Origin of the sequence: Bacteroides sp. D55t1_190419_B8 (assembly GCF_015558905.1) — a bacterium.
Classification (GTDB): domain Bacteria; phylum Bacteroidota; class Bacteroidia; order Bacteroidales; family Bacteroidaceae; genus Bacteroides; species Bacteroides vicugnae.
In genome coordinates, this window is sequence record NZ_JADMOU010000001.1 from 421,966 (window position 1) to 441,839 (window position 19,874).

At 37.5% G+C, this 19,874-nt stretch carries 12 protein-coding genes; all 12 read right to left on the reverse strand.

Annotation, left to right across the window (positions count from 1 at the left end):
• Nucleotides 1-153: 153 nt before the first annotated feature.
• The 12 genes from I2I13_RS01400 to I2I13_RS01455 all read right to left on the reverse strand — a co-directional run bounded on the left by I2I13_RS01400 (nucleotide 154) and on the right by I2I13_RS01455 (nucleotide 19,845).
• Complete coding sequence (locus I2I13_RS01400; protein ID WP_195648551.1) at nucleotides 154-2,838, reverse strand: family 78 glycoside hydrolase catalytic domain; 2,685 nt, start codon at nucleotides 2,836-2,838, stop codon at nucleotides 154-156.
• Nucleotides 2,839-2,918: 80 nt separating this feature from the next.
• Nucleotides 2,919-4,328 (reverse strand): SGNH/GDSL hydrolase family protein, encoded by a 1,410-nt coding sequence (locus tag I2I13_RS01405; protein ID WP_195648552.1) that lies wholly within the window; start codon nucleotides 4,326-4,328, stop codon nucleotides 2,919-2,921.
• A gap of 152 nt (nucleotides 4,329-4,480) precedes the next feature.
• On the reverse strand, nucleotides 4,481-5,497 hold the full coding sequence (locus I2I13_RS01410) for a DUF4961 domain-containing protein (protein ID WP_195648553.1): 1,017 nt from the start codon (nucleotides 5,495-5,497) through the stop codon (nucleotides 4,481-4,483).
• 11 nt (nucleotides 5,498-5,508) lie between these two features.
• On the reverse strand, nucleotides 5,509-5,976 hold the full coding sequence (locus tag I2I13_RS01415) for a hypothetical protein (RefSeq protein WP_195648554.1): 468 nt from the start codon (nucleotides 5,974-5,976) through the stop codon (nucleotides 5,509-5,511).
• 78 nt (nucleotides 5,977-6,054) lie between these two features.
• Nucleotides 6,055-7,428, reverse strand: a complete 1,374-nt coding sequence (locus I2I13_RS01420; protein ID WP_195648555.1) for a DUF5005 domain-containing protein — start codon at nucleotides 7,426-7,428, stop codon at nucleotides 6,055-6,057.
• A gap of 43 nt (nucleotides 7,429-7,471) precedes the next feature.
• Nucleotides 7,472-8,983 carry a RagB/SusD family nutrient uptake outer membrane protein gene (locus I2I13_RS01425; RefSeq protein ID WP_195648556.1) on the reverse strand — a complete coding sequence of 504 codons (1,512 nt, stop codon included), beginning with the start codon at nucleotides 8,981-8,983 and terminating at the stop codon, nucleotides 7,472-7,474.
• 19 nt (nucleotides 8,984-9,002) lie between these two features.
• On the reverse strand, nucleotides 9,003-12,146 hold the full coding sequence (locus tag I2I13_RS01430; RefSeq protein WP_195648557.1) for a TonB-dependent receptor: 3,144 nt from the start codon (nucleotides 12,144-12,146) through the stop codon (nucleotides 9,003-9,005).
• A gap of 133 nt (nucleotides 12,147-12,279) precedes the next feature.
• Nucleotides 12,280-14,619, reverse strand: coding sequence for a GH92 family glycosyl hydrolase (locus I2I13_RS01435; RefSeq protein WP_195648558.1), 2,340 nt, complete (start codon nucleotides 14,617-14,619; stop codon nucleotides 12,280-12,282).
• Between the two features lie 18 nt (nucleotides 14,620-14,637).
• Complete coding sequence (locus I2I13_RS01440; protein WP_195648559.1) at nucleotides 14,638-17,205, reverse strand: glycoside hydrolase family 38 C-terminal domain-containing protein; 2,568 nt, start codon at nucleotides 17,203-17,205, stop codon at nucleotides 14,638-14,640.
• Between the two features lie 12 nt (nucleotides 17,206-17,217).
• Complete coding sequence (locus tag I2I13_RS01445; protein ID WP_195648560.1) at nucleotides 17,218-17,448, reverse strand: anti-sigma factor; 231 nt, start codon at nucleotides 17,446-17,448, stop codon at nucleotides 17,218-17,220.
• Nucleotides 17,449-17,523: 75 nt separating this feature from the next.
• The gene (locus I2I13_RS01450) at nucleotides 17,524-18,048 is read right to left on the reverse strand and encodes an RNA polymerase sigma-70 factor (RefSeq protein WP_195648561.1); all 525 of its coding nucleotides are present in this window, start codon (nucleotides 18,046-18,048) and stop codon (nucleotides 17,524-17,526) included.
• A gap of 192 nt (nucleotides 18,049-18,240) precedes the next feature.
• Nucleotides 18,241-19,845, reverse strand: a complete 1,605-nt coding sequence (locus I2I13_RS01455; RefSeq protein ID WP_195648562.1) for a DUF6377 domain-containing protein — start codon at nucleotides 19,843-19,845, stop codon at nucleotides 18,241-18,243.
• Nucleotides 19,846-19,874 lie beyond the last annotated feature (29 nt).

Sequence of the window (19,874 nt, forward strand, 5' to 3'; positions counted from 1 at the left end):
CACTAAATCTTCCTCATAGTAAAAAGGAAAAAAGAAAATAATGCATATCATAACATCATTCTCTTTTAACACATCAATCAGTTTATTACGTAGAGTAAAAGACTACTTAATAGTACAAACTAAATATAAACCATAATTTCAATAATATAAAATTTAGTGTGAATACAAACCAAATACAAAATCATAGCTTCCTCTATCTACGACTATTGTTTTTTTTTGAATACCCATCTTTTTATTGTTTATCTTGCACGAAACAGCATTATCAGGTATACAAACAGTAGCAGTTGTTCCCGCAGGAATTGCTAATTGAAGACACAACTGACCATCTTCCAATTTCCAATTGACGCCAATAGTACCATAAGGAGATTCTTTCGTAATTTTAGCCCAAGTTACTCCATTGGGTATTTGAGGATCAATATAGATATGACGATATCCTGGAGCAGCCTCATCAGGATGTATTCCTCCTACAGCTTGGTAGAACCAGGTTCCAATCCCATTATAGCAGTTATGTACCCGGCTACGTTCACCACTCCAATATTCCCAAGTTGCTGTAGCACCATTATCAATCATATACAAATAACCAGGATAATCACGTTTCTTCAACATCTGATAGAAGAAATCTACCTTCTTATTCCGAACAGCCCATTCTGTCAGGATTGGTACTCCAACCAAACCAACTGCTATATGTCCTTTATGTTTTTCCGCAGTGATAGCCATCATATTCTCTTTCACTGTGTTATATAGAGAATCGGGTACGACACCTACCAGCATAGGATAGCACATATCCAACTGCGAACCGGTAGAATAAATGCCATCATTCGGACGATAAAAAGTTCTATGTATTAATCCATTAAGCTTTTCTTTACGTATTGCAAATTCTTCGGCCTCTTCTTTCTTACCCAACGTTAGGGCTGCCTTACTCATAGTACCTAGACATTCACTGATAAAACAGTTATTTACTAAATCTACAGATGACTGGTCACCGGAATCCACCCCCATCGGTGCTAGCCAATCGCCAAGATACCAGTCACGATATTTCGTATCAGGCCAGCGTTTCAATAAACCGTCGACTGTATATTTATCAACATACTTGAACCACTCTTTCATTTGAGAATAATATTTCTTTATTAGCCGTGAATCACCGTAATTAACATAAGTTCTCCAAGGAGCCAACACAAAGAATCCACACCAATAAGGACCACCTCCGCCAGCACCGGGATTAGGTCCAACATGTGGTAAACTACCTCCCTCACGCATGGAGTCTCCCCATGTCTGTACCCAGTTTAGAAAAGTTGGAGCTACGTCATACATAGTCTGTAAAGATATTGTCGAAGAGTTCCCGTCACCACCATAACCGGCGCGTTCCAAATGGGGACAGTCTACCATATATCCGCTAAAAGTGAGGCATTTCATTGTATACTGAATCATATTATGAATAGCATTCAAATCGACATCCGAACACTCAAAAGTAGCGGTTTGCTGATAATCTCCGTGAATCTGGAGAGATCTCATCCATTCACTTTCTGGCCTTACAGGAAGATTAGAGATCCGTACATACCGATAGGCATGATGATTGAATTTATTTCTAAAGCATTCTCCTTTCCGTCCACCAGATATATAAATATCACTCTCGCTCTGCTTATCAAATGCCCCATCCTTAGTCAAATTATCACTGTATTCCATTATTATTTCATGCCCCATAGGCAACATAGGCATGTGCATTTCAAACCATCCGGTTTGTACCCGTCCCATATCTACCAGCCAAACGTCTTCGTTCAGCTTCTTTATAGAAACAGGTTGTAATTTCTGATAAATTTTATTTACCTCACACATTTGAGGTGAAGTGATATGATTTGGGACTTTCACCGATACGACTGGAGCCCACCTCATTTTGTCCAAAGTTTGTGAAGAAAGATCTGTCGGTAAAATTCTCCCATCCACCCTTTCACCAGCAAACTGCAATGCACGCCAAGTCCCTGTATCTGCATAACCACTCTCACGTCCCCACCACGAATTATCGGTTTTCGTTAGCACTTCCCACTTTCCATTTCGTAAGACATTCAATTCGGCCTTTACTAATGGACCATCATATGCTGCTCCAAAAGTAGTACTTTTATACCATCCTTGTCCAATCCAGATCAATAAGTCATTTTCTCCCTCTCTTAAGTAGGGAGTTACATCATAAGTAACAATCAAGGAACGCTTAGTCAGATGAGATACAGCAGGTGTCAAAACGCTTTCTCCTACTTTTTCTCCATTAATATAAATCTCGTGATAGCCCAGTGTATTCACGTGTAGAAATGCAGTTTCCTTTCTTTTTATATTTATTTTCTTGCGAAGAATAGGAGCACAAATCTCCCCGCCCTCAACAGAAGCCCCTATATATTCACCATGCATTTGTGATTGTTCTAAAATACCAATAGAAAAATGAGCTATCGAGCTCCATGCTGAAACCTGCATTTTAGAGTTCCACACACGAACTCTCCAATAACATAATGAACGGGAAGATAAAGAAACACCTTGATAAGGTACCATCACCGAATTATCAGACTTCAATTTTCCTGTATTCCACAAATCAGCTTTATTCCGGACCAGTAAAATACTATCCGAAGCAACCTGTATCTCATAATAGGCTTGTCCGCCTATTAATTCTTTACCTTTCAATTTCCAACTGAAATGAGGAGTGACATTATCAATGCCCAGAGGATTGACCAAATTCTCACACTTTAATTCTGCCAGTATAAAAGGAGGCTCTTTTGTTTCGCCATATACAAACAATGACATACCACAAAAGCAATGTATTAATCCTACACATAATAACAAACGTATATTCCTCATAAAATATTTGTTAAATATTCAACACAATCGATTCATATCCCTCTACCCACAGCCAGCAAAATGACTATGAATCACCTATATTATAAATCTACCCTAGTCAACCTCACCCGATGAATGACAGGCTTGTTTATTTCATAAATTGTTTCAACAATAGAATTCATATAATTACTCCATACTTTACGGATTTCAGGGTGCATCGCCTTGATATACCAACCGTAACTTGCCCTAAGAAAAAAGTCCTTAGGCAAATATTCTTGAAGTTTATTAATGGCTTTCTGATTATCGGCAAATAAAAGACCTTCTTTTTTCAGAAATGAATATTCTGTCCACAAATATTCCCTAAATCGTTTTTCTATTTCAAACCGCTCTTCATTCAGATACATGATCTTTATGGCTTGCTGATATTGGGGAGTAATCGGATAATTCGCTAAATTAACCCCATCTTCCAACTGTTCTGATGAAATTTCATCTATAAACTGATTGTCTATAGTCAACCGATAAGTCCCTTTCTGTAGATTGATTACCTGACAATATTCCTGATTGAATTCTTCCATAAACGGAACTAATTGCATCGCGTCACGTTGAGATCTATTGTTTCCCCAGCCATGTCGAGGAATGGAATCCAAAGGATAAGGAAGTGCATAAGCCAGATAATCGAAAGTAAGTTCATTCTTTTCCTTCTTCAATTTTGATATTTTGCAGTTCTTATGTGTAACCACATTCGAACTCTGTGCATCAATCAAGAATTCCGATACCTTATTTCCATTCAAGCCTTGTGCTTTCAAAAATAAATAGGCCATCACCATCTGACCGTCATTATCAGGATGAATCCTATCTATCCTGCAAAAAGTAAATGTAGAATCTTTCTTCTGTTCTTCTAAGCTTATTTCACACATCGGACGATTGAAATCCACAAACCCCCAGCCGTTTTTTCGTGCCGATGTACGCTGGGCATCTACAATTTTCAAGATAGCATCATTCTTCTGATGCAGAATGAATCTATTAAATTTTGAGGTTTCATCATAAAGAGAACTACCGATCAACACCTTGGTTATTTTATTTTTAGCCTGTAATCGCTCCTCTATCTCCCGAAAGCCTTTTAATGATTTTATGATCTGTTGTTCTGATAGTTCTTTAGCGTCATCTTTCATGTAAATATCATAACCAGTATCATTCATACCAAAAGTAAGAGCTACATAAGTCGGTTTTCTGTCAAAAACATCATAATCCAACCGTTCTTTAATATCCCATACACTTTCTCCACCAATGCCAGCATTCATGATAACAATCGGCTTATCAGGAAAACGGGTCATATAATATAACCATATAAACGAATGATAATGTCCACTATGAGTTATGCTATTACCAGTGAATACTACTCGTTCTCCTTTTCTAAAAGGAGGTATAGCAGATTGTGCTTGCAAGCCATTACAACTTATATAAAATAAGCATACTAGAAAAAGTATATTACTAAATATTTTTATATTCATCAGCCATTAAAACTATTCAATAATAAAATTATTATGATTTACATACCCTATCCCATCTGATCAGAACATTTCATAATATAGGAGAACCCCGTTATTACACTACTACCAAAACTTAAAAGTGGAGAACTTAATTAAGTTCTCCACTTCATTTATCATTCGCATGTTTCCTCTACTACAAAATCACTATTAGTTTCATTATCCAAAATAGAAATACTTTTATCCTTATTTGTAAAATGAACCCGGATATTTAAGATAACAGCATCTTTTGGCAAACTGAAGAACTCTTTCGGGTAAATATATTTCTGCCATGAAGTAACCTGGCCCATATCACCTAATTCTTCCATTAATGTCTTACTGCTTGTCTCATCTATAGTCTTTTCTTTTTCCACTCCGTTTTCCTCGTATGTTACTTTCCCCACCAAATACGCTTCACCACCTTTAAGACCACCTTCCGTTACATAATTTGGTTCATTATACTTGATTGAGAAGATATCACCGAAACCGAAAGTAGCTGGCACAAACGAAATTGCAGGATCAGCAGTAAAGTCCATCATTGGTTCATCTCCTCCAGTTACCTCAAGTACCTTAGAAGCTTTCACATAATCATCTGGGTATTTTTCACTGTTAAATCCAAAAGCTTCACCACAGAATGTATAACCCATAAAGAATTTTATAGCTCTTGCTCCTGTATGAAGTTTAATATTCACAGTACCAGTTACTTCTTTTTGTCCTGCAACCTGATCATTAATCTGGAATGTAGTAGCGGACTTAAAAACGACCCATTCAACAGGACCGGTATTCTCTAATACACCAATCTTACTTTGAAATGAAGATGCCCAAGGCAAAGCGTCCGATGGATTTTTTTCTCCTGATCCTACAAGTACCATAGGTTCATTAGTCACAACATTAGCTGCAAAGCCTGCTGCAGTTGTAAGTGTCAGAGTAGCATTATTGGCCACATTCCAGCTTTTGGGAACCAAGATGCCAAACGCCAATTTACTATTACCATCAGTTTCTGCAACGATCTTTATTTTAACTGAAATATTAATATCGCTATCCACCTGAGCGTTATCCGGATGAATAATATCCTCTATAGTCATACAAGTGGCAACAAGGAATGATGCTACCAAAAGTAGCAACAAATGTTTGCTTTTTTTCATGAGTTTCATATGTATTCTATTTATTGATTTATACTTTTAAAGGTGTATTTATAATTCAGTGACGGACAATCCAATTGGAAAGGAATAGTGAATTCTCCATTTTGATAATAGGCGATTACATGTTCTGTCCCAGTTATACGCAATTCATTGGGAAGTGCCTCTGTATTCAGATAGCAATCTACTTTACCAGATGGGACCTCAAAATTATAAGGAGAGAAAGGTACCTCCCCGTTAGAAAAAGTCACGCCGCTTATTTTACTGTCAGTGTAGTGTATGGTCAGACGAAACGTCTCAAAGAATGGGAACTTTGAAGCGACATCTATACCATTTATATTCACCTCATCGTATTGCATTACCTGTCTAATACCATAATTTATATCTCCATCAACAGGATAATTATCACTCATCTTTACCCGGTCATCAGTATTACAACCTGAGAGGGAAAATAGCAATGATACTATTACTAAAATCAATGTATTCTTTTTCATATCTTTTTAAACTTTTCTAAATTTGAACTATAAGTGCATTGCCCAAATTCCTTGCAACAATACATTCTTATTTCTCATTCATTTTAAAATCTTATCTATTTCGATCCAAAAAAATCTGGGACGATAAGTACTCACATCACTAAACTGTTCTGCAAAAACTTCTGTATTGACATTATAGCTTATTAATAGCATACCGTCCTTCTCGAATTGAGGATGAGCCATCGCATTATAAGTAAATAAGTGAGGGATATCCTGTTCGTATGTCTTGAAAATAAGTTGTTTGTTTCCCCACGGTCCATACGGAGTATCTGCCGTGAACGTGTATATCTCGCCAGAATTGAATGTTTTCTTCTGCGTTAGCAAAACATATTTATCACGCAATCTAAACACATTGAACTGTGAGGAAACCGGCACACTTGTCAAACCTTTTAACTTTTCTGTTGCGGAAGCATTAGTGCTCCAACCGGAACCTGTGTAATACTCCCAACCTGTATACAGATTATTCATCATAGATCTTGCAACTAACACTTCAGAAATAGGATTCATATCATTAGTCACATCTACTTGCGCATACATATAAACATACTCTCCATCTTTCAGTGCTGCCATTCCATAATGAATATTCTCGGAACCATTAAAAGGTATGGGAGTAGTCTTTACCAGCTCCAGGCCAGGTAAGTTATACTCCAGAATGTGGGTTGTTTCGTATCTGAATCCCCACATATCACCACTTCCCTGATACATCAATGTCTGAAAAATATAGAGTTTGTTACCATCCACAAATCCATGGCCGGGCCAGTACCACTTCTTTTCATCCGGATATTCGGGAGGTACGGCTGCCGAAGAGTTTTTATTGCCATTGGCTCCGTAAATAGCACTGACTTTACCTTTACTATACACAATATACGTATTTCTATACATGTGATCTGAACCAGAACGTTGACCATTAGTAACAGTCCCGATATATGAATCGCCCATCATGAAAATACTTCTGCCATCGGGCAACAGAATCGAATACATACCATCTCCTCCCGTAACACTACCTTGGTCAGGAATGATAATCCTTGATATTGTTTTGTCAAGACCATCAATCTTTACTTGCGTCGCAAAGGTTTTTACAACCTCATCATTCTTGATTAATGATATAGATACAGATACAAGTTCATTGTACGGTACATGAGTGAAATAGAATTCCGTCTTATCTTTACCGACAGTTTTGACTGTTTTGGGCTTGTCTAGCTCAAACCTATAATTATCAAAACTCACTTTGGTATTAGTAAGTTCCCACGACAAGTATAGCGTATCAGCATTTGATGAGTTAATGACCTTCATAAAAGTATCACTTTCTCCATTGTCAAATGGGTTCTCTTTCGTGCCCTCATCCTCCGAACAAGAGAATAAAAGGCATAAACAGAATGCTAAAAATACCATATATTTGGAGTTACACTTCATTTTCAAGTTATTTATTTTCAGTATCTTTTTGCAATGACATTTTTTAGTCTCTTTTCAGATTAGGATTCAAACGTTTTTCCCGGATAGGATAAGGTAATAAAAGATCTGCTTCCTTAAATGCAGCACTATGTCCTGGAGTTTGATACCCAATCATATCTACAATCTGACCTGTGACAGCATGCAAAGCTTTTCGAGTTCTCAACATATCATACCATGTCTGTCCTTCAAAGCAAATTTCCCAGAATCTTTCTTTCAAGACATCATTCGTCTTTATTGAAGTCGGTTTTGCTTCTGTAGGCAATGCTCTTTTTCTCACTGCATAATATGCATCAATTGCATCGGTGTCAGTTGTTGTACCTCCATCCGCTTGTGCCTTTGCTTCAGCCATCATCAACAATACATCAGCATATCTCAGCAATGTGTAATTAGCACCTGATTTTCCTGTATTCGCTGCCTCATCATCCCAATATTTATATATATAAGGTCTTCCTAATTGAACTATTGCTGACTTATCAAGAGCTTCATGCTCGGTATAATAAAATGCCTGTTCATCCTTACGTTTATCACCAGTGGGATATGAATTATAAAACAACATCGTTGGAACCAATGCACCGCCATATACAGCATTGGCTGAAATAGCTTTTGCAGGTGCGGGATAAGGTAGCATATTACCATGTACAGGAGAACCTGCATTATCTGCCTCTCTTTGAATAGACCATATATGTTCACCAGCATTTTCACTGGTTCTCAATTCTTCGTATGTATCAAACAATTTAAACGCCTCACTTTTATATACTTCACTGGCCTTTGCATAAGCTTTCTGATAATATTCTGTGCCTTTCTGTAATGGATATCCGGCCATTGTCAAATAAATCTTAGCATGCAATGATTTTACAGCTCCTTTAGAAACTCTTCCGTTGGCATTCGTCCAGACACTTTTATCCATGAGTTCACCAGCTTTCGTCATATCCTTATCTATTTGATCATAAACTCCTTCAATGGATGTTAACCCTATTTCAACATTTGATAAATCTGATGTGCTGGTTAGTTTCAATGGAACAGGTCCATAAAGTCTTACCAAATTGAAGTAGTAATATGCGCGCATAAAATAAACTTCACCTAACAGCTCGTTTTTTTTATCTTGAGTTAAAATTCCCTCCTTCATGGATTCAATACCTTCAATAATGCTATTGCAGTTCTCTATAGCTTTGTATCCCGTTTCCCAGAATTTCTGAACATATCCGTTATTTTCCGCCACATTCAGATTGTTGGCCTGTGCCAAATCCTGAGTGCCCGAACCACGAAGCCGTTCACCATATCCAGACAAGTATTCTATAAAGATGAATGTTTGTGAACCTGGTTCTATATCTCCGTCAAAGATATCGTCCAAAAATGTATATAGTCCGTTCACTGCAGCGACTACTTGCCCTTCATTTTGGAAGTATAATTCAGGGGTAAGGAATGTTTTAGGTTTCTCTTCAAGAAATGCATCACATGATGTTGCAATTACTGCCAGAGTAATCAACCCACATAAAATTGAATATATTTTTTTCATAATCGTCTATTTTATTTTCTTAAAATACAACCTTTATATTACCAGTAATAGTAGTCGGACGGGGATAAGCATAAAAATCTATACTTTGTCCACTATCTGCATTGAATGCACCAACTTCCGGGTCATATCCTGGATATTTTGTAATTACCAACAAATTTTCTGCAGAAACCCCTATAGACAAACTTTCAAAAATTTTAAGCGCTTTCATAACTTTAGGAGAAAAAGTATATGATAATGAAATGTTACGAAGTCTCAAGAAATCACCTTTATGAAGCATATATGAGTCTTTCTCATTTTCTCCAAAGTAGTTATCCGAAGGAAGACGTAACGCGGCAATCATTGTATTCTGATTTTCAGGAGTCCATGCGTTAAGTATGGATTTAACATTATTACTATACAATGGTCTGTTTTCTAACATGGAATTTGTAATGTCCATAATTTTAAATCCATAAGTATAGTTCAGGTCGACCATCAAAGAGAGACCTTTATAAGTGAATGTATTTACCATTGTCAGACTTCCTTTAGGAGTACCACTTCCCATAATCTGGCGGTCTTCCTCATCAATTTTATAGTCTTTATTCACATCTTCATATTTGATGTCACCTGGTTTCTTACCATATTTAGCAGCTTCTGCTACTTCTGCCAATCCCCATGTGCCCAGTCTTTTATATACATAGTATGACGCCCACTTTTCTCCTTCTCTAGCTATCGTATTATTACCTGTATCAATCGTTTCTCCATTGATATCTGCAACCACCAATTTATTGGTAGAAAATACCAAGTCTGTTACCCACATAAAATCACGGGTATGAATGTTGCGTGAAGTAATAGTTGTCTCAAAACCTTTATTAACTATTTCTCCCAGATTAGTCCATGTAGTCGTATAGCCGGTTGTAAAAGGAACCTGCTTTTCGAACAACAAATCTTTAGTAGATTTGTGATAGTAATCCATGATTACTTCCAAACGATTATCCCAGAAACTCATATCAACTCCGATATTGAATTGACGTGACGATTCCCACTTCAAGTCTTTATTACCTAGATTACTAAGAACTACGTAAGAGGTAAGTGCCTTGTTAAATATAGTAGAGCCGTTGCTATATTGCGATATGGTTCTATAATTGGGAATAGAAGCATTTCCTACGATACCATAACTAGCTCTCAATTTCATTTGACTGAGGACATCTTTTACAGGGAAGAAGAATTTTTCCTCTGAAATACGCCATCCGGCTGATACAGATGGAAAATATCCATACTTATTATTCATACCAAAGTTTGAAGCACCATCCACTCTGAATGTGAAACCAAGAAGGTATCTATCAAGAAAACTGTGGTTCATTCTAAAATAGTATGAATTCATAGTATTCTGATTCATTCCTGATTTTGGTTCATGCCATGTGGTTCCTGCCGATAAATTGTGATAGCCGAACGAATCGTCGAAATATTGTTCAGACCCCGAAGATGATTCTTCTGCATGATTATAATACCAACTGGCTCCCAAAACAAAGTTCGAGCTAAGTTTTCCATCAAAGAAAGTATCTGTATAAGTAAAATAGTTTTCACTGGTAAGTTTTTGGCTATCGCTATTTTTTATATCAGCATATCCGCCATTGTTTTCACTGACATCAAACAGCCCGGCTTTGGCATAGCTCATTTCTTTCCTATTTGATACCTGATAATCTCCCTGAGTAGTAAATGTTAACTTCTTAGTAATGTCAAATGTAGCATTCAAACTAAACAATGAGAAGTTAGACTTCCATTCGTTCTTTCTATCCTGAAGTAGTAACAACGGATTCTCTGCTGTTTCCGATAAAGGATAATCGTGTTTACGTCCCCATGTACCATCATCATATTTAATAGGAACGATAGGTGGCATTTCAATCATGTTTCTGATAGCCCCCTGATTAAAAGATCCCTCCATATCGTTATTATTGCCTTTCTGACTACCTACAGTTCCCACAAGTTGGATACGGAACCAATCTTTTATCTTAGTTCTTACATTCAATGTAGCAGAATAACGTTCGTACACGCTTTCTTTTATCAATCCTTCCTGATTCTGGTATCCGACACTGGCATATACGCTTGTATCTTCATTCCCTGATGAGAAAGAAAGGATATGGTCGTTAGTCATAGCTGTTTGTGTCACCGCTTTCTGCCAATCTGTATTATATTTCGGAGAAGCAATCAAAAGTCCGTTTTTATCGTATTGGTAATTTTGGGAAGCATCTTTAGCATAATAGAACAGATTTTCATAAGGTGTTGTCAAATGAGGCATTGTCTGTCCACTATATGCGTATGCACGTCTTTGAACCTCCATATATTCATCCGCATTCAGCATGTCGAGCTTACGGTTCATAAAGCCAAATCCGACTTTACCATCATAAGTGATTGAGCCTTTGCCTTTTTTACCCTTCTTGGTGGTTATAAGAACAACTCCGTTTGATCCTTGTGCACCATACATGGCAGTTGCAGCAGCATCTTTAAGAACATCAATAGATTCCACGTTGGCAGCGTTTATAATGTCCGGATCCACTCCAATAACACCATCCAATACATAGATAGGATCTTTTCCTGCATTGATAGATCCCATACCACGAACACGTAAAGATGACGATCCACCTGGTCTACCAGACATCGATATATTTTGCACACCTGCTACTTTTCCGGCAACGCTCTGCATAATATTGAAAGCCGAAGGTCTGTTATTCAGTTCATCACCTTTCACAGAACTAACAGAAATTGACATATCTTTTTTCGAACGGGTTCCATATCCAATAACCACCACATCATCAATCAACACTGCATCTGATTCCATTACCACTTTAAACTGTGACTTGCTGCCAATAGGCAATTCTCTCGTCTTCATTCCCATATAAGAGAATTGTAGGATTCCTGCATTTGCGGGTATCTTTAGTGTAAAGACACCATCAAGATTAGTTGTCGTACCCACTCTCGTACCTTTAACCATTACCGTTACCCCTATTAAAGGCTCACCATTTTCATCTGTCACTAAACCAGAAATTGTTCTTTCTGATTGTTGCAAAATGCTGTCTGAAAAGGCTTTTGCCTGAACTCCACCCCATAATAGTAGAGCCAGTAACAACATCATTTTTGCAAGTCCGGGAAATGCACTAAGTGCATCCGCTCTTTGTTTTCTTTTCATAATAGTAAACAATTTTTAATTAACAAAACATTTTCATGTTATTTATATATCAACTCAGAATCCTCTAACCATTTTAGGATATTCTATATATTAAACCTTATCTATTTTAAGCCACTCACAATCAATTCAATATTTATCTTCCCCACTCTTTATTAGGTGTATTACCCATATACAATTCCAAGACACTACCGGCCGCAATATCTGCAAAGTCCAGATAACATTTATTATATACCTTGCCGTTTAATAAGGCTTTTTGTATATACATATTATCTTTGTTGTTATCATGGGCAATCACCGTAAACGCTTTCCCTGAATAATATTTCGGATCAAGATGAAACTCTACCTTATCGAAAACGGGACTTGTTATTTCCACACGCGTGTTGCCCGGACAAGAAGGATGAATGCCAGAAGCTGCCAAAATATACCATGCTGACATTTGCCCCACATCCTCATTACCAACAATCCCCTCTACTTTATTTGCATAAGCTTTTTCACAGGTGTGGCGAGTCCACTTCTGCGTATACCAAGGTACCGCAAGCTGATTAAACAAGAAAGGCACGAAGTGTACCGGCTCATTTGCATGGTTATAATATTCATTCCATAACATACTGGAAGGAGTTTTATTGAAAAAATCAAGTAAGTCTGCGATCACCTTTTCTTCACCCCCCATCAACTCTACCATTCCTTGGACATCGTGTGGAACAAACCAGCCTTGTTGATAAGCATTTGCTTCTATACAACCATACCATTCTTCAAGACGTCCATTTTCCGGCCATACTTCCCAGGTACCATCCACCTTGCGAGGACGAAACCATTCTTTTTCTTTATCAAAAATATTATGATAAGCCTGTCCTTTTTCATAAAAAAAATTTATATCTTCTTCCTTTCCCAAGGCTTTAGCTAATTGAGATATACACCAGTCGGTATAAGCATATTCCAAAGTATGTGAGATACTCAACGGTCCCGAAGTATAGCCCAATGAGTCATTGCCAAAACGATGAGATGTATTGATGGCATACTGATATGCTTTTTCGATATCATACGTACGGATTCCTTTTATATAAGCATCAGCCAATACAGACAAGACAGGATTTCCCAACATACAACCGGAATAAGAATTCAGAAACTCCCAGCGTTCGTAATATTTACGCCCGCTTTGATCGGCCATCGTTATCAAAGAATTTAATTCATCACTAACCAAACGCGGATTAATAATAGTCTGCAGAGGAAATTGGCTACGGAACACATCCCATCCACTAAAAATCGTACGTTTCGTAAATGTGCTGTCTTCTGTGTGTATATTATAATCTCCACCTACATAACGTCCATCTACGTCTGTATAAATACGAGGATCAATCATCGTATGATATAAAGCCGTATAGAAAATTGTTTTTTCATCATTCGTCCCTCCGGATATCCGAATGCGGCCAAGTTCTTTATTCCACAAATCCGTAGCTTCCTGTTTTACCTGTGCTAAATCTTTAGAAGCAATTTCCTGTTTAAAATTATTAGCAGCTCCTTCCATATCGACGAAAGAGATACCCACTTTCATCTCCACGCTCTCCCCTTCTTTGGTCGGAAATTCAGTAAAGAAGCCCAAGTGTTTGCCTTCCAACTCTTTCTTATCTTTTATAATCGGAGCCTGTGAAACACGTGTCAGATAGGGAATACTCACTACCTCATCCCGCTTCCGGGTCCATTGGTCAGGAATATCTGCACTCCAGAAACCGTAATCAGTCAGAGGTTTGCTGAATTGCGCATAATAATAAACGGTATAATTGGCTTTTCCCTCGCCATTACCCCATCCACCACCATCGGGTGTGCACTTCATCCAGCCTTGAATCGTATAATCATCTACCACTTTAATATATTGGGAAGTAGATGTTCCTCCTACCCTGCGTGCCAGATCTATCTGAATACGGGATTGATCGTTAGAGGGATAAGTGAAACGCAATATTCCACAATGCGGCGTCGCACTGCTCTCTACTTTTATTTTGTAATCAGTCAACTCTACAGAATAATATCCGGCTTTAGCTGTCTCGGTTACTTTATTATAAGCCGAACGATATCCTTTGATACTATCGTTATTCTCTTTGCCTGCCACTTTATACAATTCACCGGTAGTTGGCATTACAAGAAAATTTCCTAGATCCCCAAACCACCCTACGCCACTCATCTGGGTAAAAGCAAATCCCTCAATCGTTTTATGCTCATCACTATAACCGGAACCGTTATCGCCTCCTGTTATTGTGTTCGGGCTAACTTGCACCATACCATAAGGAGTCGTAGCCCCAGGAAAAGTTTTACCTAACCCATGATAAACGCCGGCAGCTCCCACACTGGTACTGGCACCAATAAATGGATTTACATAATCCGCCGGGATTAGTTCTTCCGAAGCTGTATGGATCGATGAACACCCTGTCATCCACCACAAAGAGCAAGCAATTAAAAGACTAGCAGTTGCTTTATACATAACAATATTATAATTATTTTAATTCAAACCCAAAACAAATGTCTTTATACCAAAACGAGGCATTGAAATTGTCATTTCCGACTTTCCGGCATGTGTTTTTATTTTCTTTCTTTCGATGCATTGACCATTCAGATCGACTTCTTCCACGCTTGATAATGGCATATCGAAAACGATCTTCTGCAGCTTGTCATTTCCTTCTGCATTAAACAGGCGTAATATAATCTTTCCACTTTCCAACCGGGCAGTACTTATTTGATAACCTGTATTTCGCAAATCGACAAATGATTTTGATTCCAAAGCTGCTATTGAATGGCAGGAATATAGCAACGGCTCATTCCAGCAATCGCTATCATCTGCTATTGATGCTTTGTCCCATTTACCACGATGAGGTATGATTGCATATTTCATCTTCAGCGGCTGCGTAATTTTATAATCCGGCCCCCAAAGTCCTCCTCCCGAATATTGAGCTGTGAGTCCTAATGGATAATCTTTCCCATGAGAATAAGAAGTGGTATGATCTGACAATAAAGCCAGTGCATAATCGCCCTCCTGTTCAGCCAAATCAACCCAATGAAGTATGATATTATGTTTGATCTGATCCCAGGAATTAAAGAAAGTATTGTCGAGTTTACTTTCACAAACATCAAACGGTGCATTCTTATAGATACGAGGAGAATGAAGATCGGCTGGAAACAGAACATTCAGTTTAAACCGGTCATCACAAAAGGCCCTACGATTATCACTCCAATGATTTTCTTTATATTCTCCAATACCTACATTCTTTTTCCAATCAATTGTCAATTCAAAATCAATTCGTTTTGTTCCTTTAGAAAGAGTTATAATCTGTGTAAACGGATGAGAAGCAATTTCTCCTTGTACCTTTACTTTTTTCTCATACGTGTTATCTCTCAATACCGTCAGTCTGCCCGGTGTTTCCGTAGAAGAATGAAATTTATTTTCTTCATAAAAGAAACCTCTCAATTCTCCCAAAGAATATTCACCTGTTTTACATGCAAACTCTTTATTCCCCTCTTTCTTAGCAATCAGACTTTTTATAATTCCTCCTTTCGATAAGTCGAAAACAATCTTATACATATCATTTTCAACCGCGTACTCCTGTTCATTAACCTTTTCACTCTTTGAAACCTGTTCATTCCCTGAAACTGCTCTTTTACCTGTTTCTTTCTTTTTTATGCAATACGTGGAGTAACCGAAAGGAGGAATATCTGCTTCAAAAAACAATCTTATTTTTTCACCCTCACTTTCTACAAAGCAACCTATCTCTTTCCCTTTCCAATCATAAATACCTAAATCCGAATATCCTGATTCCGAAGGAAGAAGGACATTCATTGTTTCTTTTCTTTCCGTTCCTAAAGTATTGAAAACGCGTATATACTGTTGTTGAGTGACCTTTTTCTGTTGAGCAATGGGATTATCAAAGCTCTGCATAGATGCTCCGATAATTCCATCAGCAATAGCATTCGTACTATCTGTCCAGCGTTTGATCTGATCTGCCCATGTACCCTGTTTATTCAATCCATTGTAGGGCACAATCCATGAGTCATGATGCTGCGCCAGCATTAAAGTGCGCCATGCCTCATCCATATCAGCTTGTGGACAGGTATATTTATTCTTCAGATAAGCCATCACGGACATTTTTTCCGCCATGATAATCCGATTTTCAGATGTGCGTACTTCCTGTGCGATACGCTGCATCACCTGACTTCCCCACATCAGGTTTACATGCATGTCCTCCTGTGAGAAATGCCAGTCATCATCTGTTTTTCCAATGGAGATCTTTTCAATGTAATCTCTCCATCTCATATATATAGAGTTATTTTTTGTGTTCTTCCCACTTCCTATCCACGGACCATTTTTCCATCCGGCATCCTGAAAACACATACCAACCGGATGCTGGATACCTGCATCACGACAAGCTTTCAAATATGCGTCCGAATTCCCCCAGGCAGTTGTTTGCCAAGTCGATTTCTGCTCCAATTCTTCACAAGCATACCGGGGAACTGCCAATATGGAAGTACCATCTGGTCCTACCCAGTTAACCAGTTCACCACCATAAGCAGCCGTATATCCTCCCCAACAAGTATTAGGACATTTCAATACAGCATATTTAAAACCGAATAGTTTAAGAATTTGTGGCAAACAGCTTGTGAAACAAGGTTCCTCCACGGAATAAGTGACGAAATCCACCTCTGGAAAATGTGCATTTATTTTAGCTATACCATATTGAAACTGCCGTATGATACTTTCACCCGAAATATTATAGCAATAGGGTTGCGCATAAGTAGGATTCGTAAATTCTACCTGCTGACTGGTTGCCACTTCTTTAAAATGCTGATAAGCTTCTGGGGTCTGTACACGAATCGTATCCCAGGTTTCAGGTTCTATTTCCAGACCTATTCGCCAATCCGGATGCATGTGCAACTGATCCACTATAAATTGCGTTTTCCATTTCACCGGATAATGACCATATATTCCGCCATGGTATCCGTCAACAAAATAGGCTTGCTGCGAATAGGCATTAGTAGATAAGAAAACAGTCAGTAATATGATATAAATTTTATTCATGGTATCCTAAGACTATTTGGTTTTGCGTTGTTCCATTTTACGCATAAATTCTTTTAATTTTTGCTGCGCAACTTCTTCGTCATTCTCATTCTCCGGAAATGTCCAATCAAGAAGTACCAAAAGATTCTGATTTACAATAAATTCTTCTTTAAGTTCTTCACTATTATCCACTTCCTGCAGAAAATTTGTTTTTTCATCAGAAGTCAGTTCATCAGCAAAATATCTATTCAGAAAATTTCTCATTCCTCGTCCTTTTTTATCAAAGAACGATTAGATACATAAAAACCCCTAAAAGAATATCTATAAATTAATTAAAAGTCACGCTGCTAAGCACACATTAAGTTTTACTCTCAATTTTTTAAGTGCTATTCCCATTTGACATTCCACTGTATTCACCGAAATTCCCAGCTTCTCGGAAATCTCCCTGTATTTCAATCCCTTCATACGACTTAACAAAAATATATCACGGCATCTTTTAGGTAAACTGTTGATAGCATCTCTGACCAGTCTTTCCGTTTCATTTCCCTCGGATATATCAGATACATCAAAACGGTCTAAAGATTGCAGTTTCAAATTTAATTCTATCTCAAAAGAGGCTTGCACATTCTCTGCATATTTTTGTTCGAATACCTTATGCTTCAAATAATCCAAGCATCTGTTTCTTACAAGTCTGAAAAGGTATGCATTTACATTTTCGATATGATCTATCGCATCTCTTCTCTCCCATAGGTCTGTAAACACATCTTGCGTTATGTTTTCAGCATCCTCTTCCAGTACAACAAATTCTTTTGCGAACCGAACAAGTTTGGGATAATACATAAGATATAATTCTGAAAAGCTCATAGTTGTGTGTTTCTTTAGATTAGTATTCAGTTATCAAAAATCTTATGTTGCAAATATAGAGATGAAAAAAGCCTACTTCTGTGTGGAAGTAGGCAGGAAAGTAGACGTTTTAAAGACTAAAAATCTTATATATATTTAATAATCAACATCTTATCATAATACCATTTTGTTGTTTTGGTAAACCCTGTAGAATCATTTTTGAGATAAAGAACCGAGCTTTTTCACCTCTTCTTCAAAGAGATTACTATCAAGAACAGACATTCTCTTCACTTTACTCTTATAATTATAAATTGTCTGCACAGAATAATGTAGAAATACAGCGATCTGACCTACGTCTATGATCCCTAATCGGATCAATGCAAATATGCGCAATTCTGTATTTAACTGGTCTTTTTCGAGCTTGTAATGCTCCTCCGGTTTCAACAGAGAATTAAACTCTTCTACAAAATTGGGATACAATTTAAGAAATGCTTTATCAAAGTTATTATAAAGTTCTTCAAGTTCCTTTTCAAAAGGACGGGAAGAGGATTTATACAAATCATCAATTTGTCCTGTCTTTATTTTCCTGTTTACATTCTTCCTGTATTCATCAAGCTTATTAATATAAACGGCACACTGGTTCATAAAATATCCCACATACTTTTCCTTGATTAGATTTGCTTCATCAAGATTCTTATTCAATCCAATCAATTTTTCATTCATGGCTTTAAGATGTCGTTTAGCCCGGGATACCACTTTTGTTTGCTTATACGTGAAATACAAGGTTATTGCAAGCGCCACCACAAACAAACTGGTCAGTAATATATAAAAACGCAGGTTTCGTTTCTGCTCCTCCAGCCTGTATAAATAAGTATTCTCTATAATCGGATGAATACGGGCTATTACGGTATTCTTAAAACGGGAGTTATAGAAAATTGCATCATCCAAAGCCACTTTTATATAATTATAAGCGCGGTCTATATCTCCTTTATGATACAAATTGACTGCTAAAGTCAACAATGCTTCATTCTCTTTCACCGCCAACTTCGTATCTGTCATAGCAGCCAGTATCAGGTACTTTTCCTCCAATTCAGGATTTTTCATCAACCGATAGATTCGTGCAAGTCCCATAGCCATCATAGCATATCCATGAGACTCCGGTTCCTGTTTATCATATATTTGCGTCAATATCTGAAGTGCTTCTTTTGTGTCACCACTATCTTGAAGCTTCACCGCTTTTTCTTTCCTGTACTCGTCGGACTCATTAAACAAGATACTCATGACTGTATCTCGATAAGCTTCTTTTTCTACAATATATCCTTTAGAGAATCGTACATCATCCGTATATTTAATGAGGTTTTCATAATAGCGTATCTTATTCCAACAATACAATGCTTTCAGATGATCGGGTAAATCTGCACACTCAATTGACTTAAAAATGTCATTTGCCTGAATAAACAAACCGGATAGGGAATAGACGAAAGCCAAACGGAGTTTCTCTTCCAAAAGATATTCCTCATTACCCATCTTCTTTGCAATCTCAATATTCTCATGAATATATTGTTCTGCCGAATCACAGACAAAAGTTTCATACTGATGGATAATCTCTTTATTCAAATTATACAAATCTTCCGGAGTGTTCTGTCCGGACTTCTTTGTCTTCAATTCTTTTATGGTGGCTTCCTTTTTCTGTGTATACACCAAACGTTCAGAAATCACTTTGTCCAACACCTTCAACAAAGAGTCATTTTCATTACCTGCATAGAGGTAAAATAAGGAGTTCAAGAGAAAAAATGTAAACCAAAGTGTGCGTTTCATATTAGTGCGTTCTTTCTTAGTCTGCAAAA